Here is a 25935-nt window from a genome sequence, read left to right on the forward strand (position 1 = left end):
ATGAAAGCCAATTTATTATGTGGAAATAGAAATTTACCTGAAGATGTGTTGATCAACAATAAAGATGCACATTGGATAGGGATAGATAGAGGTACCTTAATTCTATTAGAGGCAGGTATTCGCCCTCAATTTGCAGTGGGTGATTTTGATTCTATAACAACATCAGAAAAATCTTATATAGAACAACACATTGAGATTAACCCATTTCAATCAGAGAAGGATGATACTGATTTAGCGTTAGGTGTAGAGCAAGCAGTGAAAAGTGGTTACAAGACAATTGATGTCTATGGTGCCACAGGTGGTCGATTAGATCATTTCATGGGTGCTCTGCAAGTATTAGAGAAGCCAGATTATGCAAAGTTAAATGTTGAAATCAGGCTCATCGATACATCTAATGAAATTAGTTTTTTAACTAAAGGAAGCCATTTTATCAATAATAACTCAACGTTACCGTATATTTCGTTTATACCAGTTGTTTACCCAACGACTATTTCTTTAATTGATTTTAAATACAATCTTCAAAATGAAACTCTGAAACAAGGATCAACATTAACAATTTCTAATGAACTTAATGAATCACAAGGAACAGTAGAAATCAAAGAAGGAAGCATACTAATGATTCGCAGTAAAGATAGTTAAACATAAAAAAGACCAGTCCTCCACATAAGGACTGGTCTTTTCGTGCATTATATTTATTAAACTCTAGTTACTTTACCAGATTTTAAAGCACGTGCGGAAACCCAAACTTTTTTAGGTTTTCCGTCTACAAGAATTCTAACTTTTTGAAGGTTAGCATTCCATCTTCTTTTAGAAGAATTTAAAGCGTGTGAACGATTGTTTCCAGTTGAAGCTTTACGACCTGTTACGAAACATTGTTTGCCCATGAAAGTACCTCCTTTAATAAATATAAATACACGTATCTACTACATACTTAAATAATGTACCACAAATTAAAAGTGATAGCAATAAAATGGTGGAAATTTTCTAGTTATTAAGGGTTTTCCTTTTGTTAATATAAAATTATGGTATAATTGTAAACTGTGGATAAATATAGTATTTTTTTATTAAGGCAATTGTAAGTAATTGTTTGTTAAACATGGTTTATAATAAAACCATAATTTTAGGAGGCCCATTTTATGACATTAGAAATCACAAATGATTATGGTAGTATTGATATTTCCAACGAGGTAATCGCATCAGTTGTGGGTAGTAAAGCAGTAGAATGTTATGGAATTGTAGGTATGGCTTCTAGACAGCAAGTAAGAGATGGTATCGCTGAAATACTAGGGCATGAAAATTATGCTAAAGGTATCATTGTACGAGAAAATAATGGAGTCATAGATGTAGATATGTACATAATTGTAAGTTTTGGAACTAAAATTTCTGAAGTTGCAAGTAATGTACAATCAACTGTGAAATATACATTAGAGCAAACATTAAAAATTAAAGTAAATTCAATCAATATATTTGTACAAGGTGTGCGCATTCATAATGGCACGAAAAACTAGGAGGACATAACGCAATGGTAAGCAAAATAGATGGTAAATTATTTGCCGAGATGATTATACAAGGGGCACAAAATTTATCAAATCATGCAGACTTGGTGGATTCATTAAACGTATATCCAGTACCAGACGGTGACACTGGGACGAACATGAATTTGACAATGACATCTGGGAGAGAAGCAGTAGAAAATAACTTATCTCAACATATTGGTGAACTTGGTAAAACATATTCTAAAGGTTTATTAATGGGCGCTAGAGGAAATTCTGGTGTGATTTTATCACAATTATTTAGAGGTTTTTGTAAAAACTTAGAAGAATATGATGTAATCGATGCAAAGCAATTTGCTGAAAGTTTTAAAGCGGGTGTTGACACAGCATATAAAGCAATCATGAAGCCAGTTGAAGGGACAATATTAACTGTGGCTCGTGATGCAGCAGATGCGGCGATGCGTAAAGCTGAGGAAACAGATGATTGTATTACATTGATGGCTGATATTCTTGAAGCAGCAGAAATCTCACTTGAAAATACACCAAATCTATTACCTGTATTAAAAGAAGTTGGTGTTGTTGATAGTGGTGGTAAAGGTTTAGCTATTGTTTATGAAGGTTTCTTGAAAGCTTTAAAAGGAGAAACAGTATCTGATAAAGCACCAAAATTAAATAAAGATTCATTAGTCAATGAAGAGCATGACTTCCATGGTGTTATTAACACTGAAGATATTGTCTATGGATACTGTACTGAGATGATGGTTCGATTCGGCAAAAATAAAAAATCATTTGACGAACACAATTTTAGAGAAGATATGAGCGCTTTTGGTGATTCTTTACTAGTTATCAATGATGATGAAATAGTAAAAGTCCATGTACACACTGAAAAACCAGGTGACGTATTTAATTATGGTCAACAATATGGTGAACTAATTAAATTGAAAGTTGAAAATATGCGTGAACAACACCGTGAAGTTGTGAAAAAAGCTAGTGATAGCCATAGTGCAAAACAAGCTGAAGAACCTACCACAGTTGAAACTGCAGTGATTGCTATTTCTATGGGTGGGGGCATAACAGACTTGTTCAAATCTATGGGTGCAACGCATATGATTAGTGGCGGTCAAACAATGAATCCATCAACAGAAGATATTGTGAAAGTCATTGATCAATCGCAATGTAAACGTGCCATTATACTTCCGAACAACAAAAATATATTGATGGCGAGTGAGCAGGCCGCTGATATCGTTGAAGCAGAAACTGTTGTAATTCCAACGAAGTCAATACCTCAAGGCATTGCTGCACTATTTAATTATGATGAGTCTGACTCACTGGATGCCAATAAATCACGCATGGTGGAATCATTACAAGCCGTACGTTCTGGTTCAGTGACGTATGCTGTACGTGATACAAAAATTGATGGCGTTGAAATTAAAAAAGACGCTTTTATGGGCTTAGTTGAAGATAAGATTGTAACGAGCAATGCTGACCAATTTGAAACTACAAAAGGTCTACTCGCAGAAATGATTCATGAAGACAGTGAAATCATAACGATGATTGTTGGTGAAGACGCCGATGATGCAGTGACTTCAAATATTGAAGCATGGTTGGAAGAAACTTATCCTGAGGTTGAGTTAGATCAACACGACGGGCAACAACCAGTTTATCAATATCTATTTTCAGTAGAATAATTGTACAATTTAGATTAGAAAGTGATACAGGTTGGGACATATATATTGTCTCAGCCTTTTTTGTTGTGCTATAAGTTATGTTATTAAATACATTGATAATAAATTTTTATTTTTATCGTTGCAAATTACTAGAAAATAGGGGGTTAAAGATTGTTGGCAACATTATTTTACGTTAAATCAAAGTAAGCCAACCAGTTTGGGTTTATAATGTTTCGTGAACTTGTTATAATAAACGAGATGTTTAAATAATGTAAGCGCAACACTTTAGAAACATTAAAAATAAGAGTGGGGTATAATTATGAAATATAAAACAGTCTTCGATATTATCGGTCCTACAATGGTAGGTCCATCGTCTTCTCATACTGCGGGGGCAGTGAGAATTGGTTTAGTCGCAAGAGACTTATTTAATCAGTTACCAAAACAAGTTGATATATATCTTTATGGATCATTTATGGAAACATATAAAGGACATGGTACGGATGTTGCACTCGTAGGCGGTTTGCTTGGCTATGATACAGACGACGACCGTATTCAAACAAGTTTAGAAACAGCAGAAGAAGTTGGCATGAAGGTTAATTTTATAGAAATGGCAGAAGAGCGTTCACATCCTAATACAGCTATAATTAATATGCGTGATGGGGATAAAGAAATATCTGTAGAAGGTGTGTCAATCGGAGGTGGCAAGATAGAAGTTGTTGCAATAAATGGATTTAATATAGCTATTAGTGGCAATTATCCAGCATTACTTGTCTTCCACAAAGATACTTTCGGAACGATTGGCCGCGTAGCAAATATTCTTGGAGACTCTAGTATTAATGTAGGTAGTATGCAAGTTTCAAGAAAAGAAAAAGGCGACCAAGCTTTAATGACTTGTGAATTAGATGACGCTGTGAATGATGAAATTATAGAGAAAATTAAAAATGTCGATGGTGTAGTGACAGTTTCACTCATGGGAGACGCCTAATGGAGGTATTGCATGTTTAAAAGTGTGAAAGAATTAATAGAAATGTGTGAAGCACAAGATAAAAAAATTCATGAAATTATGTTAGAACAAGAAATGGAAGTTACTGGTTTATCAGAAGCTGAAGTTTATGCACATATGGATAAGAATTTGCAAACAATGGAAAATGCGTTAGATGAAGGATTAGCAGGCGTTACTTCAACGACAGGTTTAACAGGTGGAGATGCTGTGTTAATCAAAGAATATTTAAAAACAGGTAAATCACTTGCCGGTCCAACATTATTGGATGCAGTAAGCAAAGCGGTTGCGACAAATGAAGTGAATGCTGCTATGGGTAAAATTTGTGCAACGCCTACTGCCGGATCTGCTGGCGTAGTACCAGGTGTATTATTCGGATTGAAACCCCGTTTAGAGCCAACACGTAAAGACATGTTGAACTTCTTATTAACTTCAGGTGCATTTGGCTTTGTCGTTGCAAATAATGCTTCGATTTCCGGTGCAGCTGGTGGTTGTCAAGCTGAAGTGGGTTCAGCTGCAGCAATGGCAGCGGGTGCTACTGTTGAATTAGCAGGTGGCACACCACAACAATCGGCTGAAGCTTTTGCAATTTGCTTAAAAAATATGCTAGGTTTAGTTTGTGATCCAGTAGCTGGTTTAGTAGAAGTACCTTGTGTTAAGAGAAATGCAGCAGGTGCTTCAAATGCAATCGTGTCTGCAGATATGGCATTGGCTGGAGTTACATCTAGAATTCCAACAGATGAAGTTATCGAAGCGATGTATAAAATTGGTCAAACGATGCCATCAGCATTACGCGAAACGGGTCGTGGAGGTTTAGCAGGTACACCTACAGGCCAGCGTCTAAAACAAGAAATATTTGGTGATTAATTATGTCAAAAGTCAATTTAATTGAAAGTCCATTTCCTTTATCACAAATTAAGGGATTAGGGCCAAAGCGCTTAGCAGTATTAAATGAATTGAATATATTCACAGTTGAAGACTTAATCTTATATTTGCCAACGCGTTACGAAGATAATACTGTAATTGACTTAAATGAAGCCGAAGATCAAGCAATAGTGACAGTGGTGGGTGAAGTGTATTCAACACCTACTGTCGCTTTTTTTGGTAGAAATAAATCGAAATTAACAGTACATATCATGGTGAACCAAATTGCGGTCAAGTGTACCTTTTTCAATCAACCTTATTTGAAAAAGAAAATTGAACCTCACCAAACAGTAACAATTAAAGGTAAATGGAATAGAAGTAAGCAAGAAATAAATGGGAACCGAATGTTTTTCAATCAACAAGTGACTGAAGATGCACAATTCGAACCTGTTTATCGTATTAAAGAAGGTCTCAAGCAGAAGCCCTTAAGAGATATGATTCGTCAAATGCTAGAACATGTAACCATTCATGAGTGGCTATCAGAAGATCTGCGTAAAAAATATAAATTAGAATCTCTAGAGGACACAATTAAAGCATTACATTTTGCAACAGATAAAACAGCGTTACTTAAGGCACGTAGAACCTATGCTTTTACAGAATTATTTATGTTTGAATTAAGAATGCAGTGGTTAAATCGACTTGAAAAAACCTCTGATGAAGCGATAGAAGTGGATTATGACATAGAGTTGGTCAAACAATTTATAGATAGTTTGCCTTTTGAATTAACAGATGCACAAAAACATAGTGTGAATGAAATTTTTAGAGATTTAAAAGCGCCTATCCGTATGCATCGTCTATTACAAGGAGATGTTGGTTCAGGCAAAACAGTAGTAGCTGCAATTTGCATGTATGCACTAAAAACGGCTGGATATCAATCTGCATTAATGGTGCCTACTGAAATACTAGCTGAACAACATGCAGAAAGTTTAGTAGATATCTTTGGTGAGCGTATGAATGTCGCGTTACTCACAGGTTCGGTGAAGGGTAAAAAACGCAAATTACTTTTGGAGCAACTCAATAATAATGAAATTGATTGTCTCATAGGGACACATGCACTGATTCAAGATGACGTAAAATTCAATAATGTTGGGCTTGTTATTACCGATGAACAACATCGATTTGGTGTGAATCAGAGACAGTTATTGAGGGAAAAAGGTGCTATGACTAATGTTCTATTTATGACGGCAACACCAATCCCAAGAACGTTAGCAATATCTGTATTTGGTGAAATGGATGTATCATCGATTAAGCAATTGCCAAAAGGGCGAAAACCTATCATTACGTCTTGGTCTAAACATGAAGCTTATGAAAGTGTACTGAATCAAATGACTTCAGAATTGAGAAAAGGTCGACAAGCTTATGTAATATGTCCGCTCATTGAAAGCTCTGAACATCTTGAAGACGTACAAAATGTCGTTGAACTTTATGAATCCTTACAGGCACATTATGGTGTGGACAAAGTTGGCTTATTGCACGGTAAACTACATGCAGAGGAAAAAGATCAAGTCATGCAACAATTTAGTAATCATGAAATTGATATATTAGTGTCGACAACTGTCGTAGAAGTGGGCGTGAATGTACCTAATGCAACATTCATGATGATTTACGATGCGGATCGTTTCGGACTATCTACTTTGCATCAGTTACGTGGTCGTGTAGGTAGAAGTGAGCATCAAAGCTATTGTGTCTTAATTGCATCACCTAAGACAGAAACAGGTATTGAACGTATGAATATCATGACTCAAACGACAGATGGTTTTGAATTAAGTGAACGAGATTTGGAAATGCGTGGACCAGGTGACTTTTTTGGTGTAAAACAAAGCGGATTACCGGATTTCTTAGTGGCTAATATTGTAGAGGATTATAAAATGTTAGAAGTTGCAAGAGATGAAGCAGCTGAACTGATTCAATCAGGTGAATTCTTCGAACAACAATATAATACATTGAGAAACTTCATTGAAACAAATTTATTATATATGAGTTTTGATTAAGATTTTAAAAATTGTTTTTCTTTTGAATTCATTGTATACTCTTTAATATATTCTAAATAAAATGAGGCCGGACATCTGCAAATGTCTCAGCCTCTATTGCATAATTGCAAATTAGGAATATATTGTTATGAAAGTCTGTTAGATATTTATTTATTTATCTAATGGGCTTTTTAATTTACACCTACATCTGACCAAGCTTTATCAATAATTTTTACTTCAGAACTGTTTGCACCATAAAGTTCTTTTGCTGCTTCTTTAAGTGCAACCTTCGCATCTGAAAATTGTGAATTTTGAGTTAGATACTGTGTTAATGCGAGATAATAAATTTGTTCCGCTTTAGCTTCTCCCATTTTAGAAATCGTGAGATAAGCAGCTTTATTCGGAATACCGCTGTTTGTATGCACACCGCCATTATCATCGCTACCATGCTGATATTGATCCATATGTGCTGGTTGATTGAACTGTTCTGGGTCTTTCATACTTCTGAGAGCATCACCACTTCTGCCAGGAGTGTAAACATCTTCACCCATCAACCAATCCTCTGAGTCTACAAAGTAACCAAATACATCTGAAAATGATTCATTTAATGCACCAGGTTGATCTTGATAGACTAGATTGGCTGTACGTTCAGTGACTGCATGTGTTAATTCATGGGCAATAATATCATTGGCACCTGAAAGTGATTGGAATGATTGTCCGTCACCATCACCATAAATCATATATTGTCCTGTCCAAGCAGCATTATTATAGTTGTTATCATAATGTACTACTGATTCAATTTGAGCGCCGGCATTATCATAACTATCGCGACCATGGTGATTTAAATAATAATTGTATACTTCATTTGCATAGTAATGTGCATCTACGCCAGCTTTTTGTGAAGATTTATTAAAGTAGTTATTATTATTTGTAATTTCTGAAAATTGAGATTTTGTATTATTAGCTGTGAAGGTTTGCATTTCGGCATTTTGAGTCGTATCTTTTAAAGTGTACACGCCATTTGTTTCAGTTAAATTTAACGGTGATTTAACGTCATTATTTACACCAATGCCTTTACCAGTTGCGGCAGCATTATTAATAACGTTATCTTTTTTTAATACTTCTCCAGTACTTGCATCTACTTGAATCTTCCAATGTGCTGCGTTTGGCGAAATATAGTTTATTTCTACATCATATACATATTTTTTACTATCACTATTAATGTTTAATTTATTTTTACTGACAATCTCATACCCCTCGAGGTTTTTTACATCCTTTTTAGTTTTATCTATTGCTTTGAAAGCATGTTTTTCAGCATCAGCTTTAGATATTTTTGTCTGATTTTTAACTTCGATGTTAGGTTTGTCAATATCACCATTGATTAAAGTCACATTGCCACTTTCATTAACATGCACTTTAACAGCGCTGTCTTCTGCTATAACGCCATTGACTTTTGGTTTCAAAGTATAGTGGGTAATACCAGTTGCATCCTGTTTTTTATCTGTGATTTCATATTGTTTAAAAGCATGGTCTTCACTAGTGATACTTTTTGATTCATTAACATGACTTACTAATTTTCTAGCATTATTCTGTAAATACGCTTTAACGTCGTTGTCATTGTTAATTTTTGATTTAATAGGTTGTTTAAGACTTTCTGGTTTAATGCTGTTATGCTTTTCTTCTGCCTGTACTTCAAATGAAGATAACGATAAGAGTGCACATGCTGCGAGTGTTGTACTAAGTGCTTTTTTCAAATTATTATTCCTCCTAAAATTTAATCCATTGGCAAGTGTGACTATAACAAATTATCTATAAGCTTTTTTTACATAAAATATCATGCCCCCTTTAAATCATTTAAAATTATACGATTTTAAAAAAATTTATTCAATACTAAAATACAAAAAATTCTGAAATTGTTAGATTCGTAATAATATGGTAATACCAATAGAATATTTAAAACACTATATAAAAATGATTTTAATTTATTGAGCTATCGCTTTAGTGATAGAATTTACTGACTTAATATGTTTTTTGTTGAGCAAATGAAATAGAAAGTGTTATGATATGTTAGGAATGTTTAAGACTTGGTACTAAAAACATGGGAGTTCGATTGTGATGAAATTGAAAAAGCAAGAACGACGTAATGAAATAAAAAAAGAAATAGAAAAAAATCCGTTTATCACAGATTCAGATTTAAGCGTTTTATTTTCCGTGAGTATTCAGACGATTCGTTTAGATCGAACGCACTTAAATATTCCAGAATTAAGAACACGAATTAAATCTGTAGCTAAGGAAAATTACGAAAGTATTCGTTCAATTGAAGGCAATGAGATTATCGGAGATGTCATTAATGTACAACCTGATAAAACGGCAACGTCCATCATTCGAATTGACGAAGAGTCTGTATTTACCAAAAATAAAATTGCTAGAGGTCATGTGTTATTTGCACAAGCCAATTCATTATGCGTGGCTCTTATACATAAACCAGTTGTATTAACACGTGAAAGCAATGTAGCATTTATAAAAACAGTTAAATTAAATGACACGGTACGTGCTGAGGCGCAAGCCATTGAAATTACAGATAAATATTATACGATTAAAGTGGCATCATATGTGAAAGATACACTCGTATTTAACGGCACTTTTAAAATGTATTATATAAGTGAGGATGAACAAAATGGTTAAATTAGCGATTGATATGATGGGTGGAGATGACGCACCTGGTATCGTATTGGAAGCTGTTGAAAAAGCAGTTAATGATTTTGAAGATTTAGAGATAATTTTATTTGGCGATGCAGCGCAATGTAAGCTCAGCCATGAACGTGTTGAAGTAAGGCATTGTACAGAAGCAATAACAATGCATGATGAACCGGTCAGAGCAATTAAGCGTAAAAAAGATAGCTCAATGGTACGTATGGCAGAAGCTGTTAAGTCAGGTGAAGCAAACGGATGCGTATCTGCAGGGAATACTGGTGCATTGATGTCTGCTGGATTATTTATTGTTGGTCGTATCAAAGGCGTTGAACGTCCAGCGCTAGTTGTAACGCTACCTACAGTTTCAGGTAAAGGCTTTGTATTTATGGATGTTGGTGCGAATGCAGATGCAAAAGCTGAGCATTTATTACAATATGCACAACTTGGTAATATTTATGCGCAAAAAATTAGAAACATTGAAAACCCAACGGTCAGTCTGTTAAATATAGGTACTGAAGCGGCAAAAGGGAATGCGTTGACTAAAAAGGCGTACCAATTAATGGCAGAGCAAAGTGATTTTAATTTCACTGGTAATGTTGAGGCTAAAGGTTTGATGAATGATGCCGCAGATGTCGTTGTAACAGATGGTTATACTGGGAACATGATTCTCAAAAACTTAGAAGGCGTTGCAAAAGCAATGGGTAAAATGTTTAAAGCTACTCTTCTCAGTAGTTTTAAAAATAAAATGGCCGCTTTGGTATTACGCAAAGACTTAAATGGGCTAATGACGAAGATGGATTATGCTGAATATGGCGGTTCAGTGCTATTAGGATTGAATGGTACAGTAGTTAAAGCACATGGTAGTTCTAGTGCTAAAGCATTTTATTCAGCAATTCGTCAGGCTAAAATTGCAGGCGAACAAAAAATTGTCGAAACTATGACAGAAACGGTGGGGTCGAATAATGAGTAAAACAGCAATCATTTTTCCAGGACAAGGTTCACAAAAAGTAGGCATGGCAAGCGATTTATATGAACACAATGAAGCTGCAACTACGATTTTAAATCAAGCACAAGAAGCAGTGGACTTTGATATCCTAGAAACAATGTTCACAGATAGTGAAGCAAAATTAGGACAAACAGAACATACACAGCCCGCATTATTATCGCATAGTGCGGCGCTATTAAATGCATTAAACGACTTAAATGCTGATTATACTATGGGACATAGTTTAGGAGAGTATGCGAGTTTAGTGGCAAGCGGCGTATTAAATTTTGAAGACGCTGTTAAAATCGTTAGAAAACGTGGTCAACTCATGGCAGAAGCCTTTCCAAATGGTGTAGGAAGCATGGCTGCAGTATTAGGTTTAGATTATGCTGAAGTAGATGCAATTTGTAAAAAATTATCGACAGATAACGAAATTATTGAACCAGCAAATATTAATTCTCCAGGGCAAATTGTTGTATCTGGTCATAAATCATTAATAGATCAACTTGTTGCAGAAGGTAAAGCTTTAGGTGCAAAACGTGTATTACCATTAGCTGTTTCAGGGCCATTTCATTCATCAATGATGCAAGTAATTAAGGATGATTTTGCAAGTTATATTGATCAATTTGAATGGCATGATGCGCAATTTCCTGTGGTACAAAATGTGCATGCACAAGGAGAAACAGATGCGCAAGTGATTAAAAAGCATATGATTGAACAATTATATTCACCAGTGCAATTCATTGATTCTACTGAATGGCTTATTGACCAAGGTGTAGATCATTTTATTGAAATTGGGCCTGGTAAAGTACTTTCGGGGTTAATCAAAAAAATAAATAGAGATGTCAAAGTAACATCTATTCAAACATTAGAAGATGTGAAAGGTTGGAATGAAAATGACTAAAAGTGCATTAGTAACAGGAGCTTCAAGAGGTATTGGACGTAGTATAGCGATTCAACTTGCCGAGGAAGGTTATAATGTAGCAGTAAACTATGCAGGTAATAAAGAAAAAGCCGAGGCAGTAGTAGATGAAATTAAAGCAAAAGGCGTAGAAAGTTTTGCAATTCAAGCCAATGTAGCTAATGGTGACGAAGTTAAAGCAATGATTAAAGAAGTTGTAAGTCAATTTGGCTCAGTGGATGTATTAGTGAACAATGCAGGTATCACGCGTGACAACTTGCTAATGCGCATGAAAGAGCAAGAATGGGACGATGTTATCGATACAAACTTAAAAGGTGTCTTTAACTGTATTCAAAAAGTGACGCCACAAATGCTCAGACAAAAGAGTGGCTCTATCATTAATTTATCTAGTGTTGTTGGTGCAGTAGGTAACCCAGGTCAAGCTAACTATGTTGCAACTAAAGCTGGTGTTATTGGATTGACGAAATCTGTAGCAAAAGAACTAGCTTCAAGAAATATTACAGTGAATGCTGTTGCACCAGGCTTTATCGTTTCTGACATGACTGATGCGTTAAGCGATGAGTTAAAAGATAAGATGTTGGAACAAATTCCATTAGCAAAATTCGGTGAAGATGCTGACATAGCAAACACAGTTGCGTTTTTAGCTTCAGAAAAAGCAAAATATATTACGGGTCAAACAATCCACGTTAACGGTGGCATGCACATGTAATCATTGTGTGATTGTGTTTGAATTATGTTGATAAGTTTATATGCTTTAAATTAAAAATATCAGTTAAATTGTGGAGTATAATGTAATTTTGACCACTTAAGTAAAATAAATGCATTTCTATTTACATCAAAATGAATTACTACTTGTATTTCATTTGATATAATGGGAAAATATAAAAGTCTATAAGTAGACTTTTAAAGGAGGTGAATCGACGTGGAAAACTTCGACAAAGTAAAAGATATCATCGTTGACCGTTTAGGTGTTGACGCTGAAAAAGTAACTGAAGATGCATCTTTTAAAGATGATTTAGGCGCTGACTCACTTGATATCGCTGAATTAGTTATGGAATTAGAAGATGAATTTGGTACTGAAATTCCTGATGAGGAAGCTGAAAAAATCAACACAGTTGGTGACGCAGTTAAATTTATCAATAGTATTGAAAAATAATAAACACATATCTGAGTCGTTTTGATTACGGCTCAGATTTTTTATTGTGTTTATAAATAATAGCAATAAAGAAAAATTGATAATCAACTCAAATATGCAATGTGTTTCAACGTTAAATAGGCAACAGTTATTTCTTTAGTTTTATAGTGATTTCACGTAAAATATAAGGGTATATCATCATTAGAATTGTATTAGAGGAGGAACAAGGTTGACCAATCAAAAAAAGAAAGAAATGGTTCAAATATTTCAAACCAATTTTGCTCAGAAAATGCGCGAACTTAATTTGAAATTTAATAATGTAGAGTTATATCAACAAGCGTTTTCACATTCAAGTTTTATTAATGATTTCAATATGAATCGGTTAGATCATAATGAACGTTTAGAATTTTTAGGAGATGCGGTATTAGAATTGACGGTTTCACGCTATTTATTTGATAAGTTTCCAGAATTACCAGAAGGAAATTTAACAAAAATGCGTGCAACAATTGTTTGTGAGCCTTCACTTGTAATATTTGCGAAAAAAATTCAACTCAATGATTTAATTTTACTAGGTAAGGGTGAAGAAAAAACGGGCGGCAGAACGCGTCCATCATTGGTTTCCGATGCTTTTGAAGCATTTGTTGGTGCATTATACTTGGATCAAGGATTAGATGCAGTTTGGCAATTTGCTGAACAAATTATTTTCCCATTTGTCGAGGACGATGAGTTGGACGGGGTTGTCGATTTTAAAACACAATTTCAAGAATTTGTACATAGACAAAATAAAGGTGATGTCACATATCGTTTGATTAATGAAGAAGGTCCGGCACATCATCGCTTGTTTACGTCGGAAGTTATTTTAGAAAATGAAGCGGTCGCAATAGGAAAAGGAAAAACTAAAAAAGAATCCGAACAAAAAGCGGCTGAACAGGCCTATAAAATTTTAAAAAACAAGGCATTGTAAAATTGTTTGTGTATTGATGAAATAATGCGGTATGCAAGATGGAATGCCACTTATTTAGTACTATGCATGTTAATTTAGATGTTATTGATTTTCTAACATGGTTTAATACGATATAACGCAGTAAACCTCTATTAGATGAGTGGATTAATTTAAACATTGAAGTATGACCATGACTAAGTTAGGTAAGGTAAGGAACAATTTAAAGGAGAATAACATGGTTTATTTAAAATCTATAGACGCCTTTGGTTTTAAATCTTTTGCTGAACACACAAATGTCCAATTTGATGAAGGTGTGACAGCAATCGTTGGACCTAATGGTAGTGGGAAAAGTAATATTACAGATGCAATAAAATGGGTGTTAGGTGAACAATCAGCCAAGTCTTTGCGTGGTGCTAAGATGGAAGATATTATTTTTTCAGGGGCAGAACATAGAAAAGCCCAAAACTACGCAGAGGTTAAGCTTAAACTAGATAATAGTTTAGGAAAATTACAAGTAGATACAACAGAAGTTACAGTGACTCGTCGCTTGTATAGAAGCGGGGATAGTGAATATTATCTTAATAATGATAGAGCTCGATTAAAAGATATTATTGACTTATTTTTAGATTCAGGTTTAGGTAAAGAAGCATTTAGCATTATTTCACAAGGGCGCGTTGATGAAATTTTAAATGCTAAGCCGGTGGATCGTAGACAAATTTTAGAAGAATCTGCGGGTGTTTTAAAATATAAAAAGAGAAAAGCTACATCTGTTCAAAAACTAGATCAAACTGAAGATAATTTATCACGAGTAGAAGATATTTTGTATGATTTAGAAGGTCGTGTAGAACCTTTACGAGAAGAGGCAGCAATTGCAAAAGAGTATCAACATTTAGCAAAAGAAATGGAAAAAAGTGACGTGCTCGTAACGGTTCATGATATTAAACAATACAGTGAAGACATCAATGAGTTAGATGATAATTTGAATTACTTGAAAGGTCAACAAGCGACAAAAGATGCTGAAAAAGTACAACATACACAGTCTTTAAATAAATTTAAGGCTGAAAGGCAACAGCTAGATGAACGCATAGAGTCCTTGAATTATCAACTTGTAAAAGCTACAGAAGATGTTGAAAAATATACTGGGCAACTTAATGTATTAGAAGAACGTAAGAAAAACCAATCTGAAACGAATGCACGATTTGAAGAAGAACAAGAAAGTCTACTTAATCAAGCGGAAGTACTTAAACGAGAAAAAAACGAAGTACAGGCAGAAATAGATCGATTAAAACAACAACAAAAAGATTTAAATGAACAAGTGCAACACTTTGAGTCACAATTATATGTATCAGATGAGCAACATGACGAGAAATTAGAAACGATTAAAGATGAATACTATCAACTAATGTCGGAACAATCTGATGTGAATAATGACATTCGATTTTTAGAACATACAATACAAGAAAATGAAACTAAGCAGTCACGTCTTGATTCAAGACTGGGTGAAGCATTTAAGCAATTGAAACAAATACAGCATGAAATTAATGAAGTAGAAAAGCAAAATGCGACTGCACAAAAAGATTTGAAAAAGGCAGAGAAACAGCTCAATGACTACGAGCATAAGTTAACCCAATTAAAGCAACAACGTAGTGAATATGAAGAAAAGTTACACCAAGCATATCGTTATAATGAAAAGTTAAAGTCACGTATCGATAGTGCGGCAACGCAGCAGGAGGAGTATAGTTATTTCTTCAATGGTGTTAAGCACATCTTGAAAGCAAAAGGTAGTAAGTTGTCAGGTATCAGAGGTGCTGTTGCAGAAGTCATTCAAGTGCCAACAGATTTAACAAAGGCAATTGAAACTGCACTTGGTGCTTCGCTACAACATGTTATTGTTGATTCGGAGAAAGATGGAAGACAGGCGATTCAATATCTTAAACAACACGGTTTGGGTAGAGCGACTTTCTTACCACTCAATGTGATTCAACCTAGACATGTGGCAAATGATATTCTAATAACTGCACAGTCAGCACAAGGATTTCTAAACATTGCCTCAGAAGCTATTCAAGTTGATTCAGACTATCGTAATGTGATTCAAAACCTTTTAGGCAATACAATTATTGTTGATGAACTGAGAAATGCTAATGAACTAGCACGTAATATTCGATATCGTACGCGTATCGTAACTTTAGATGGCGATATTGTTAACCCAGGTGGTTCAATGACTGGTGGCGGTGAGCGTAAGACGAAAAGTATTTTAGCTCAAAAAGATGAACTAACACAAATGCGTGCACAATTGGAAGATTACCAGAAACAAACGATTAATTTTGAAAAACAGTATCAGGCTATCAAGGAAGAAGCAGATCAAATCAGTGGACAATACTTTGATACAAGTCAAAATTATAATGTTCTTAAACAAAAGGTGCATGATTTTGAACTAGAATTGGATAGGCTCAAAAAAAATGAAACGCATTTAAAAGATGAGCACGAAGAATTTGAATTTGAGAAAAATGATGGTTATCAGAGTGAAACAAGCAAACAAACGTTAAATGATAAACAACAACGATTGCAACAAATCAAACAGCAGTTACAAAAATTGGAAGAAGATATTAATCTCTATACTAAATTATCTAAAGAAGGTAAAGAGAGCACGACCCAAATCCAACAACAATTGCATCAAAAGCAGTCAGATCTCGCTGTGGTTAAAGAACGTTTAAACGCTCAAAAGCAATCATTGTCAAAAACGACGAAACAAATTGCGCATGTAGAAGATCAACAAGATAGATTAGATGAACAAATCAAACTCTTTAATTCAGACGAAGTGACTGGTGAAAAGGCATTTGAGACTATCCAAAATCACATTACCCAAAGTAAAACGAATAAGGCAAAGTTAACGACTGAAAATGAAGAACTTAAATCGCGTAGACTCGATTTGAATGATACAATTGAGGAGACTGATCAGAAACTTCAAGAAGCAAATCAAGATATATTATCTATAGAAAATAGATACCAAGATATTAAGTCAGAACAATCACGATTAGATGTTTTAATTAATCATGCAATGAATCACTTGAGTGAGGATTATCACTTAACATTTGAACGTGCAAGTGAACAATATGAACTTGACGAAGACATTGATGCTTTGCGGAAAAAAGTAAAATTAACAAAAATGTCAATTGAAGAATTGGGTCCTGTAAATTTAAATGCAATTGAACAATTCGAAGAAATCAATACACGTTATACATTTTTAGACGAACAACGTACAGATTTACGCGCAGCAAAATCGACTTTAGAGCAATTGATTGAAGAGATGGATCAAGAGGTTAAAGATCGTTTCAAAGAGACATTTCATGCAGTACAAGGGCACTTCACTGCAGTTTTCAAGTCATTATTTGGTGGTGGACAAGCAGAATTACGCTTAACAGATGATGATTATCTATCAGCTGGTGTCGATATTATAGTTCAACCACCAGGGAAAAAACTGCAACATTTATCATTATTAAGTGGTGGAGAACGTGCACTTAGTGCAATTGCATTATTATTTGCAATCTTAAAAGTTAGGTCAGCACCATTTGTTATTCTGGATGAAGTAGAAGCCGCGTTAGATGAGGCGAATGTCATTCGATATGCACAATACCTGAAAGAACTATCGGATCAAACACAATTTATTGTAATCACGCACCGTAAAGGGACAATGGAATTTTCCGATAGATTGTATGGTGTTACAATGCAAGAATCAGGTGTTTCTAAGTTAGTAAGTGTTAATCTAAATACGATCGATGAAGTCATTAAGGAGGAACAGGTATGAGTTTTTTCAAACGATTAAAAGATAAATTTTCCACGCAAAATGATGCGGAGAAACAAGAAAATGAACTTGAACCATTATCTGATGACATAGAACAAGAAGAAGGTTCAGAACAATCAGAGGTTGAACAGCCAGAAAAGAAAAAACCTAAGAAATTAAAAGAAGCTGATTTTGATGACGATGGTTTAATTTCTATTGAAGACTTTGAAGAAATTGAAGCACAACAGCTTGGCGCGAAATTTAGAGCAGGATTAGAAAAATCACGTGAGAATTTCCAAGCGCAGTTGAATAATCTAATAGCACGTTATCGTAAAGTCGACGAAGAGTTTTTTGAAGCTTTAGAAGAGATGTTAATTACTGCAGACGTCGGTTTTAACACAGTGATGCAGTTGGTAGAAGAATTACGTGAAGAAGCGCAAAGACGTAACATTTCAGAGACTGAAGACTTACGTGAGGTTATTGTTGAAAAAATAGTTGAAATTTATCATCAAGACGATACAAATTCAGAAGTCATGAATATTGAAAATGACGGACTGAATGTTATCTTAATGGTTGGTGTAAATGGTGTAGGTAAGACAACGACAATTGGTAAACTTGCACATCGTTATCAAGCAGAAGGTAAAAAAGTGATGCTCGCAGCTGGTGACACATTTAGAGCCGGTGCGATTCAACAATTAAAAGTATGGGGCGAACGTGTAGGCGTTGATGTAATGAGTCAAAGTGAAGGTTCAGACCCTGCAGCAGTTATGTATGATGCGATTAATGCTGCTAAAAGTAAAGGTGTAGATATTTTAATTTGTGATACAGCAGGACGTTTACAAAATAAATCTAATTTAATGAATGAATTGGAAAAAGTGAAGCGTGTCATTGGTCGTTCAGTACCAGAAGCACCACACGAAGTGTTGTTATGTTTAGACGCAACAACAGGCCAAAATGCATTGTCACAAGCGAAATCATTTAAAGAAGTGACGAATGTTACAGGGATTGTTTTAACCAAATTAGATGGTACAGCCAAAGGTGGTATTGTACTTGCGATTAGAAATGAATTACACATTCCAGTTAAGTATGTTGGTTTAGGTGAAAAAATAGACGATTTACAACCATTCAATCCTGAAAGTTATGTTTATGGATTATTTGCTGATATGATAGAACAAAATGTTGATGAAGTTGAATCATCAGCAGAAAATCAAGAAATAGTAGAAAATGAAGGTCAATCGAATGAGTCAAAATGATTTAATTAAAACAATTCGAATGAACTATCTTTTCGATTTCTATCAAGCATTACTTACCGAAAAACAACGTAATTATTTAGAATTGTTCTACTTACAAGACTATTCCTTAAGTGAGATAGCTGATACATTTGATGTGAGTCGACAAGCAGTGTATGATAACATAAGAAGAACTGGCGATTTAGTAGAAGACTATGAAGAAAAACTGGGATTATATCGGAATTTCGAGCAAAGACAACAAATATATGAACAAATCAAGCAACATATAAATGATCCAGAACAAATTAAACAAGATATTCAATCACTAGAAGACTTAGAGTGAATAGAGAAAAAGGAGGGTATTTGATATGGCATTTGAAGGATTGTCCGATCGTTTACAAGGAACGATGCAAAAAATCCGAGGCAAAGGTAAAGTAACTGAAGCTGATATTAAATTAATGATGCGTGAAGTAAGATTAGCGTTATTAGAAGCCGACGTTAACTTTAAAGTTGTTAAGGACTTTGTCAAAACTGTATCAGATAGAGCTTTAGGTTCAGATGTAATGAAGTCATTAACGCCTGGACAACAAGTAATAAAAATTGTACAAGAAGAATTGACCCAATTAATGGGTGGCGAAAATGCTACGATTAAAATGGCTAATAAACCCCCAACAGTTGTAATGATGGTTGGTTTACAAGGTGCAGGTAAAACGACGACTGCCGGTAAACTAGCACTTTTAATGCGTAAAAAATATAATAAAAAACCGATGCTTGTGGCTGCTGATATTTATCGTCCAGCTGCAATTGATCAGTTACAAACTGTAGGTAAACAAATTGATATTCCAGTATATAGTGAGGGAGATCAAGTCAAACCGCAACAAATCGTTGACAATGCAATTAAGCATGCTAAAGAAGAACATTTAGACTTTGTGATTATTGATACTGCAGGTCGTTTACATGTTGACGAAGCATTGATGCAAGAATTAAGTGATGTTAAAGAAATTACGAAACCAGATGAAATTATGCTGGTTGTAGATGCAATGACTGGTCAAGATGCAGTTAATGTTGCGCAATCATTTGATGAACAACTTGAGGTTTCGGGTGTCACACTGACAAAATTAGATGGTGACACACGTGGTGGTGCAGCGCTATCAATAAGATCGGTGACACAAAAACCAATTAAATTTGTGGGTATGAGTGAGAAACTTGATGGCCTAGAACCATTCCACCCAGAACGTATGGCGTCACGTATACTAGGCATGGGAGATGTTCTGAGTTTAATAGAGAAAGCCCAACAAGATGTAGATGAGGACAAAGCTAAAGATTTAGAGAAAAAAATGCGTACTTCTTCATTTACTTTGGATGACTTTTTAGAACAACTAGATCAAGTTAAAAATCTTGGCCCATTAGATGACATTATGAAAATGATACCTGGTATGAACAAAATGAAAGGTATGGATAAGCTAAATATGAGTGAAAAACAAATTGATCATATTAAAGCGATTATCCAATCTATGACACCAAGTGAACGTGATAATCCAGATACATTAAATGTTTCTCGTAAAAAGCGTATTGCTAAAGGCTCTGGTCGTACAGTGCAAGAAGTCAATCGTTTAATGAAACAATTTAATGATATGAAGAAAATGATGAAGCAGTTTACTGGTGGCGGTAAAGGCAAAAAAGGTAAACGTAAGCAAATGGAAAATATGATGAATGGTATGAATTTACCGTTCTAATATAAAATTGAAAAAGATAGACATTTAAATGAAAAATGTCTGTCTTTTTCTTTGATTCAACGTCATGTGAAGCCGATTGTTTATATGAAATCTTATATAAAAGTTGAATAATTACCTGATATAACGCAAGGTTTCAAATTTTTGAAATTGGTAAAGAAGAAAGTCTTTACAAAGTCTTGGAATACTGTTATCATTATTTCTTGTAGAAAATAAAAATTATAAAACATAAAGGAGCGAATATAAATGGCAGTTAAATTACGTTTAACACGTTTAGGTTCAAAAAGAAATCCGTTCTATCGTATCGTAGCAGCTGATGCACGTGCGCCACGTGACGGTCGTAACATCGAACAAATCGGTACTTACAATCCAAACAATGTGAATGCAGCAGAAGTTAAGATTGACGAAGAATTAGCACTTAAATGGTTAAGAAATGGTGCGAAACCTACAGATACAGTTCACAATATCTTATCAAGAGAAGGTATCTTGAAGAAATTTGATGAGCAAAAATAAGGTTTAACCTAATATACAAATGAATGTTTGTAAGAGTACCTAAAGAGGTGCTCTTTTTTTATGTTATTGATTATAAATTCAATGAATGATGTAAAATAGTTGAAAACGAAGTTCTTGTCATAGGTTTTATGCTTTTAGTAGATTTGCTTTTGTTGAAAAGGTAACTGTGGTTGTTGTTACATGTTATAATATTAAAATAAGTAATGGAAAAATATACATAATAAAATAAATGAATAGTCAAAGTATAGTGGAGGAACATATCATGAAAGTTGAAGTAGGAAAAATTGTTAATACACATGGTATTAAAGGCGAAATAAAAGTGAAATCAAATTCTGATTTTACAGATACACGTTTTCAACCTGGAGAAACAGTTGTTATAGAACGTAAAGCACAAGAGCCACTCTCGTTTACTATTAAATCATATCGTATGCATAAAGGGCTTCATATGCTAACATTTGAAGGGATTAATAATATTAATGATATTGAGTATTTAAAAGGAGAAACGTTATTACAAGAACGTGACCATGAAGAAATAGAATTGGGTGAACATGAATTCTATTATTCTGATATCATTGGTTGTACTGTATTTGATGAATCAGATACACCTATAGGACGTGTGACAGAAATTTTTGAGACAGGTGCTAATGATGTTTGGGTGGTTAAAGGTAATAAAGAATACTTAATCCCATATATTGCAGATGTTGTTAAAGAAATAGATGTAGAGGGTAGACGTATTCAAATCACGCCTATGGAAGGATTGTTAGATTAATGAAAATCGATTACTTAACTTTATTTCCAGAAATGTTTAACGGCGTATTAAACCAGTCAATCCTAAAGCGTGCTCAAGATAAGGGATTATTACAAGTAAATACAGTTGATTTTAGACATTTTGCTGAAAATAAGCATAATCAAGTAGACGATTATCCATTCGGTGGTGGTCAAGGTATGGTGTTGAAACCTGAACCCGTTTTTAATGCGATGGCGAGTATTGAAAAAACAGCAGATACTCGAGTGGTATTAATGTGTCCACAGGGACGACCATTTGATCAGTCGCTTGCTAATGAATTGAGTGAAGTGGAACATCTTGTATTTATATGTGGTCACTATGAAGGTTATGATGAAAGAATTCGCCAACATCTAGTTACAGATGAAATTTCTATGGGTGATTATGTGTTAACGGGTGGAGAACTACCTGCAATGGTCATGACCGATGCTATAGTAAGATTGTTACCTGGTGTACTTGGTAATAACCAATCACATGTAGATGATTCTTTTCAAGATGGGTTATTAGAATTTCCACAATATACTAGACCGCGTGAATATCAATCAATGACTGTTCCTGATGTTTTATTGTCAGGTAATCACGCTAATATTGAAAAATGGCGGCATGAACAAAAAATCATTCGCACATTTGAAAAACGTCCAGACTTAATAGAACTTTATAATTTATCAGATGAGGACAAAGATATTATAGAAAGATACAAAAAGCAATTGAAAAATGATTAGCAGTATGCTAATATATTTTAAGTGTGCGACACACGAAAAATCACTATGATCCGCTGCTATATTTTGTCTAGGCAAGAACATAGGTTGAAGGAGAGAAAAAATAATGAGTAATCACAAATTAATCGAAGCAGTAACTCAATCGCAATTACGCACAGACTTACCTTCATTCCGTCCAGGTGACACTTTAAAAGTGCACGTACGTATTGTTGAAGGTACACGTGAACGTATCCAAGTATTCGAAGGTGTAGTAATCAAACGCCGTGGTGGAGGAATCTCTGAAACTTTCACAGTTCGTAAGATTTCTTCTGGTGTAGGTGTGGAACGTACATTCCCATTACACACACCAAAAATCGAAACAATTGAAGTTAAACGTCGTGGTAAAGTACGTCGTGCTAAATTATACTACCTACGTGAATTACGTGGTAAAGCTGCTAGAATTAAAGAAATTCGTTAATCAGCATAATAAGTATATTAAAAGCGATTCTCTATATGAGAGTCGCTTTTTGTGTTTTAAGGCTTAAATATTGTTATGTAGTGTGAATGGAGAGATATGATAGTCTAACAATTACAATTGTTAGGATAGGAGCTGGCTGCGTTAAAAAGACTTTAAATAATAATTTTTAAATTTTAGTTATAATTGGCGAGCTGAAACAACGAGTCCTAAATGGAAACATTAGATTGCTTTATCAGTATTTATGAATTAATTAGGCAGGAGAATGTAAATAGTAAAAGACCGCAACGTTTCAAAAGTGAACGTAGCGGTCTTATTTGTGATTGAAGCATTTAATTTTAGGTCTTATTTTTACGTTTCAACCAAAATGTAAAAACAACGCTTGCTAATATACCAATAATAGTTAGGGTGATTAGTATCCCAAGATGTGGTGGTGTATATTTGAGTTTAATCTTTTCTTGGCCTTTTTCTACTGGAATGACGGTCATAATACCATTGCCTTGTTGAACAGGTATTGTTTCATGATCTACATATGCAGTCATACCTTCACGATAGGCCATGGGTAAAACCACGTAGCCCGAAGCTCCTTTATCCTTTGTAATAGTATATCCATCACGTTGCTGTGACACTTTTACAGGATGTAATGATTTTGAAGCTTTACGCAGTGTTTGATAATCTTCACCATAAATACCTTTCATTTTAAATCGATATGTGCCTTTAGACAGTTTAATATTGAGATCTTTATTGGCTTTCACGCGCATTGTAACTGGAGAAACAAATCGTCTATATTTATAAGTAAGTGGGTTACGTTGCTGACTATATTCATTTACACCAACATCATGTGCTTTATCTGGTGTTAACAACTCAACATCCATTTCAACATACATATCCTTGTATTTCTGTGCTACTGCTTCAGGTAAATGATAGCTGATGCCACCTTTATCTTTCGAAACTATTATTTCATTGTTCTTATTTTGATGGGCATCATGTAGGGTAGGTGTTGCATTTTTTAATAAATTTTTATTATTTGAAAAATGCTGATTCGCTGAATGACTGTCATCATTAAAAACAACACCTTGCAACATGGCTTGCTCTCTATCTAGTGGAGATTTAAGGTCGCGCGCATCAAAAACTTTTTTAGTAATATGTGCACTCGGATAATGAATTTGATTTTTCGAATGTATAAAAGGTTCATCTTTAGAATGATGAACAATATCTTTTTCCTTAAAACCATATGGCATGTTAAGGTCATCAGGACGACGAATTCGATCAGTAACATTCCATAACGCCATTAAATTTGCACGATTTGATAAAAGTCTATAAGTACTATTTTTATCCGTATGCATATTAATCTGTAATGTTTTATCATAATATTTAAGAATATCTCCATCAAAAATGCTTGAGTATAAAGCTATTCCATTAAAATGATAGATCATTGGCGAATTCAAGCCATACTGTGACATATAATCAATGCGCTGCAAAGGATTGGTTGACTGCTGTTGGATTGTATCAATTTTTTTCGTTAATGCAGGACTTTTATAGGCAGAATCTGACATGGCCTGCTGCGTAGATTCATATTTTTTTACATTATTAAAGTGGTCATTTGATAATATCAGACCTTGTTGAATTATGAATAGACATAATATCGCTGTCATCACCCATTTTTTGTTCAATAGATGTTTTTTATTCAAAAGCATACCAATGGTTATCATTAATAGTAAGCAAATTGACATCCAAGACATTTTTTGATCTTTCACAATCATCGTCATTACTAACATAATTAAAGTTGTTGGGATACACGCATAAACATATTTTTTGAACGATAACTCTGCAAGATGTTGAATAAATAATGCAATCAGACCAGCAGTAGTAAATGCAAATATGTATACCCATCGACGTTCAGGCGTTGAAAAACCATTAAACATGCTATCAAAGTGTGGTGTAATTGAACCAATTAACATGACCCATGTTGCAATAGCAAAAAGTCTATAATAATAATGTTTGTACAATTGAAATGAAAGTAATGCAACAATACCAATGATGGATACAGTAATATAGAATCCGTTAGTGAAAAAATGTTTTTGACGTGCAAAGTCAGTAAACATTGGTATATTAAAATGTGGATTACTAATCCTATCATTATTTAGAAATGAACTTACACCTGTATAAAATCCCCATATTCCAATGAGTGTACTTAACAATACTGCTGTAGGAATTAGCCATAGTTGCTGTTTTCTGGTAACTACATCTTCTGGATGTGGCCATATAAAGCGATAAATTGCATACGCTAATATGACAATAGCTTCATAGTAACTAAAATAAAAATTTGAAAATAAGGTCAAAGCAATAGAGAAAATAAATAATCCAATTTTCTTTTCTCTATAAAACCGTTCGATCCCTAATAAAGATAAAGGTAGAAAAATCAATAAATCTCCATAATAGGACCAAGTAAAGTTAAAATAAATAACAGTTGTTGATGCTGCATATAACATTGCATCAAGAAATAGTGTATAACCTTTGACTTTAATATATTTAAAAAAGTAAAAAGCAAAAACAAATGTAGCTATACCTTTAACAAAAGCTACAATGAGCTGGTTACTTGCCCAAAAAGTAATGTTTTGTGGATTACTTTGAAATATATGTTCGGACAACCAGACAAATACGAAATTGACTAACGTAAAAGGGGATGTAGCATAGTAATACGCTAAATCTTTTACGTAATCGCCGCCCAATCCAAATGAATGATCGTAAAAACTTTTAAAATGACTAAAATGGTCATACAAATACATTTGAAACGGCATCATTTGTCTATAACCGTCTCCAGAACCACTAAAAACAATACCTTGAGTAAGATAACGATAAATGTATGGTGTAAAGGTAAGTAAGGCGACAAATATCCCCATTGTAACGACACAGATAAATTTAGTTACTTTGTGTGTCCAAAGTTTATGAAACATGGTCATACCTCATATCTAATAAACTCCTTTTT

At 34.3% G+C, this 25935-nt stretch carries 23 protein-coding genes; 20 read left to right on the plus strand and 3 right to left on the minus strand.

From position 1 onward, the window contains the following. On the plus strand, positions 1-639 hold the full coding sequence (locus BJS11_RS09460; RefSeq protein WP_069995625.1) for a thiamine diphosphokinase: 639 nt from the start codon (positions 1-3) through the stop codon (positions 637-639). Positions 640-695: 56 nt separating this feature from the next. On the opposite strand, the gene rpmB is transcribed toward BJS11_RS09460, so the two are convergent. Continuing rightward, positions 696-884: a 50S ribosomal protein L28 gene (rpmB, locus tag BJS11_RS09465; RefSeq protein ID WP_002483503.1), complete on the minus strand. Its 189-nt coding sequence runs from the start codon at positions 882-884 to the stop codon at positions 696-698. A 252-nt stretch (positions 885-1136) separates the two neighbouring features. On the opposite strand from rpmB, the gene BJS11_RS09470 reads away from it, so the two are divergent. The 5 genes from BJS11_RS09470 to recG all read left to right on the plus strand — a co-directional run bounded on the left by BJS11_RS09470 (position 1137) and on the right by recG (position 7075). Further along, the gene (locus BJS11_RS09470; RefSeq protein WP_069995624.1) at positions 1137-1508 is read left to right on the plus strand and encodes an Asp23/Gls24 family envelope stress response protein; all 372 of its coding nucleotides are present in this window, start codon (positions 1137-1139) and stop codon (positions 1506-1508) included. A gap of 14 nt (positions 1509-1522) precedes the next feature. Further along, positions 1523-3181, plus strand: a complete 1659-nt coding sequence (gene fakA, locus BJS11_RS09475; RefSeq protein ID WP_069995623.1) for a fatty acid kinase catalytic subunit FakA — start codon at positions 1523-1525, stop codon at positions 3179-3181. Positions 3182-3479: 298 nt separating this feature from the next. After that, on the plus strand, positions 3480-4145 hold the full coding sequence (sdaAB, locus tag BJS11_RS09480; protein ID WP_069995622.1) for an L-serine ammonia-lyase, iron-sulfur-dependent subunit beta: 666 nt from the start codon (positions 3480-3482) through the stop codon (positions 4143-4145). 12 nt (positions 4146-4157) lie between these two features. Next, positions 4158-5027 (plus strand): L-serine ammonia-lyase, iron-sulfur-dependent, subunit alpha, encoded by an 870-nt coding sequence (gene sdaAA / locus BJS11_RS09485; protein WP_069995621.1) that lies wholly within the window; start codon positions 4158-4160, stop codon positions 5025-5027. A gap of 2 nt (positions 5028-5029) precedes the next feature. Beyond that, a complete protein-coding gene (gene recG, locus BJS11_RS09490; protein WP_069995620.1) occupies positions 5030-7075 on the plus strand; it encodes an ATP-dependent DNA helicase RecG in 2046 nt (681 codons plus the stop codon). Between the two features lie 170 nt (positions 7076-7245). On the opposite strand, the gene BJS11_RS09495 is transcribed toward recG, so the two are convergent. Next, a complete protein-coding gene (locus BJS11_RS09495; protein ID WP_069995619.1) occupies positions 7246-8808 on the minus strand; it encodes a M4 family metallopeptidase in 1563 nt (520 codons plus the stop codon). A 361-nt stretch (positions 8809-9169) separates the two neighbouring features. Between BJS11_RS09495 and fapR the strand changes: the two genes are divergently transcribed. The 14 genes from fapR (at position 9170) to rplS (ending at position 22949) form a co-directional block, all read left to right on the plus strand. Continuing rightward, positions 9170-9739 (plus strand): transcription factor FapR, encoded by a 570-nt coding sequence (fapR, locus tag BJS11_RS09500; protein ID WP_069995618.1) that lies wholly within the window; start codon positions 9170-9172, stop codon positions 9737-9739. After that, positions 9732-10718 carry a phosphate acyltransferase PlsX gene (gene plsX / locus BJS11_RS09505; protein WP_069995617.1) on the plus strand — a complete coding sequence of 329 codons (987 nt, stop codon included), beginning with the start codon at positions 9732-9734 and terminating at the stop codon, positions 10716-10718. The genes fapR and plsX overlap by 8 nt, the downstream gene beginning before the upstream one ends. Further along, positions 10711-11637 (plus strand): ACP S-malonyltransferase, encoded by a 927-nt coding sequence (fabD, locus tag BJS11_RS09510; RefSeq protein ID WP_069995616.1) that lies wholly within the window; start codon positions 10711-10713, stop codon positions 11635-11637. Before plsX ends, fabD begins: the two co-directional genes overlap by 8 nt. Continuing rightward, complete coding sequence (fabG, locus tag BJS11_RS09515; RefSeq protein ID WP_069995615.1) at positions 11630-12364, plus strand: 3-oxoacyl-[acyl-carrier-protein] reductase; 735 nt, start codon at positions 11630-11632, stop codon at positions 12362-12364. The genes fabD and fabG overlap by 8 nt, the downstream gene beginning before the upstream one ends. 213 nt (positions 12365-12577) lie before the next feature. Beyond that, a complete protein-coding gene (locus tag BJS11_RS09520) occupies positions 12578-12811 on the plus strand; it encodes an acyl carrier protein (protein WP_002483492.1) in 234 nt (77 codons plus the stop codon). 208 nt (positions 12812-13019) lie between these two features. Continuing rightward, positions 13020-13754: a ribonuclease III gene (rnc, locus tag BJS11_RS09525; RefSeq protein WP_069995614.1), complete on the plus strand. Its 735-nt coding sequence runs from the start codon at positions 13020-13022 to the stop codon at positions 13752-13754. Between the two features lie 214 nt (positions 13755-13968). After that, complete coding sequence (gene smc, locus BJS11_RS09530) at positions 13969-17538, plus strand: chromosome segregation protein SMC (RefSeq protein WP_069995613.1); 3570 nt, start codon at positions 13969-13971, stop codon at positions 17536-17538. Next, positions 17535-18767 carry a signal recognition particle-docking protein FtsY gene (gene ftsY / locus BJS11_RS09535; protein ID WP_069995612.1) on the plus strand — a complete coding sequence of 411 codons (1233 nt, stop codon included), beginning with the start codon at positions 17535-17537 and terminating at the stop codon, positions 18765-18767. The genes smc and ftsY overlap by 4 nt, the downstream gene beginning before the upstream one ends. Then, on the plus strand, positions 18754-19086 hold the full coding sequence (locus BJS11_RS09540) for a putative DNA-binding protein (RefSeq protein WP_069995611.1): 333 nt from the start codon (positions 18754-18756) through the stop codon (positions 19084-19086). The genes ftsY and BJS11_RS09540 overlap by 14 nt, the downstream gene beginning before the upstream one ends. Positions 19087-19111: 25 nt before the next feature. Next, entirely contained in the window at positions 19112-20479 is a 1368-nt protein-coding gene (ffh, locus tag BJS11_RS09545; protein WP_069995610.1) for a signal recognition particle protein, read from the plus strand. Positions 20480-20722: 243 nt separating this feature from the next. Further along, positions 20723-20989: a 30S ribosomal protein S16 gene (gene rpsP, locus BJS11_RS09550; RefSeq protein WP_069995609.1), complete on the plus strand. Its 267-nt coding sequence runs from the start codon at positions 20723-20725 to the stop codon at positions 20987-20989. A gap of 262 nt (positions 20990-21251) precedes the next feature. After that, complete coding sequence (gene rimM, locus BJS11_RS09555; protein WP_069995608.1) at positions 21252-21758, plus strand: ribosome maturation factor RimM; 507 nt, start codon at positions 21252-21254, stop codon at positions 21756-21758. Continuing rightward, complete coding sequence (gene trmD, locus BJS11_RS09560; protein WP_069995607.1) at positions 21758-22495, plus strand: tRNA (guanosine(37)-N1)-methyltransferase TrmD; 738 nt, start codon at positions 21758-21760, stop codon at positions 22493-22495. The genes rimM and trmD overlap by 1 nt, the downstream gene beginning before the upstream one ends. 103 nt (positions 22496-22598) lie before the next feature. After that, a complete protein-coding gene (gene rplS / locus BJS11_RS09565; protein ID WP_069995606.1) occupies positions 22599-22949 on the plus strand; it encodes a 50S ribosomal protein L19 in 351 nt (116 codons plus the stop codon). Between the two features lie 335 nt (positions 22950-23284). On the opposite strand, the gene BJS11_RS09570 is transcribed toward rplS, so the two are convergent. Continuing rightward, on the minus strand, positions 23285-25903 hold the full coding sequence (locus BJS11_RS09570; RefSeq protein ID WP_069995605.1) for a YfhO family protein: 2619 nt from the start codon (positions 25901-25903) through the stop codon (positions 23285-23287). Positions 25904-25935 lie beyond the last annotated feature (32 nt).

This window comes from Staphylococcus caeli, from assembly GCF_900097965.1.
GTDB classification, from domain to species: domain Bacteria; phylum Bacillota; class Bacilli; order Staphylococcales; family Staphylococcaceae; genus Staphylococcus; species Staphylococcus caeli.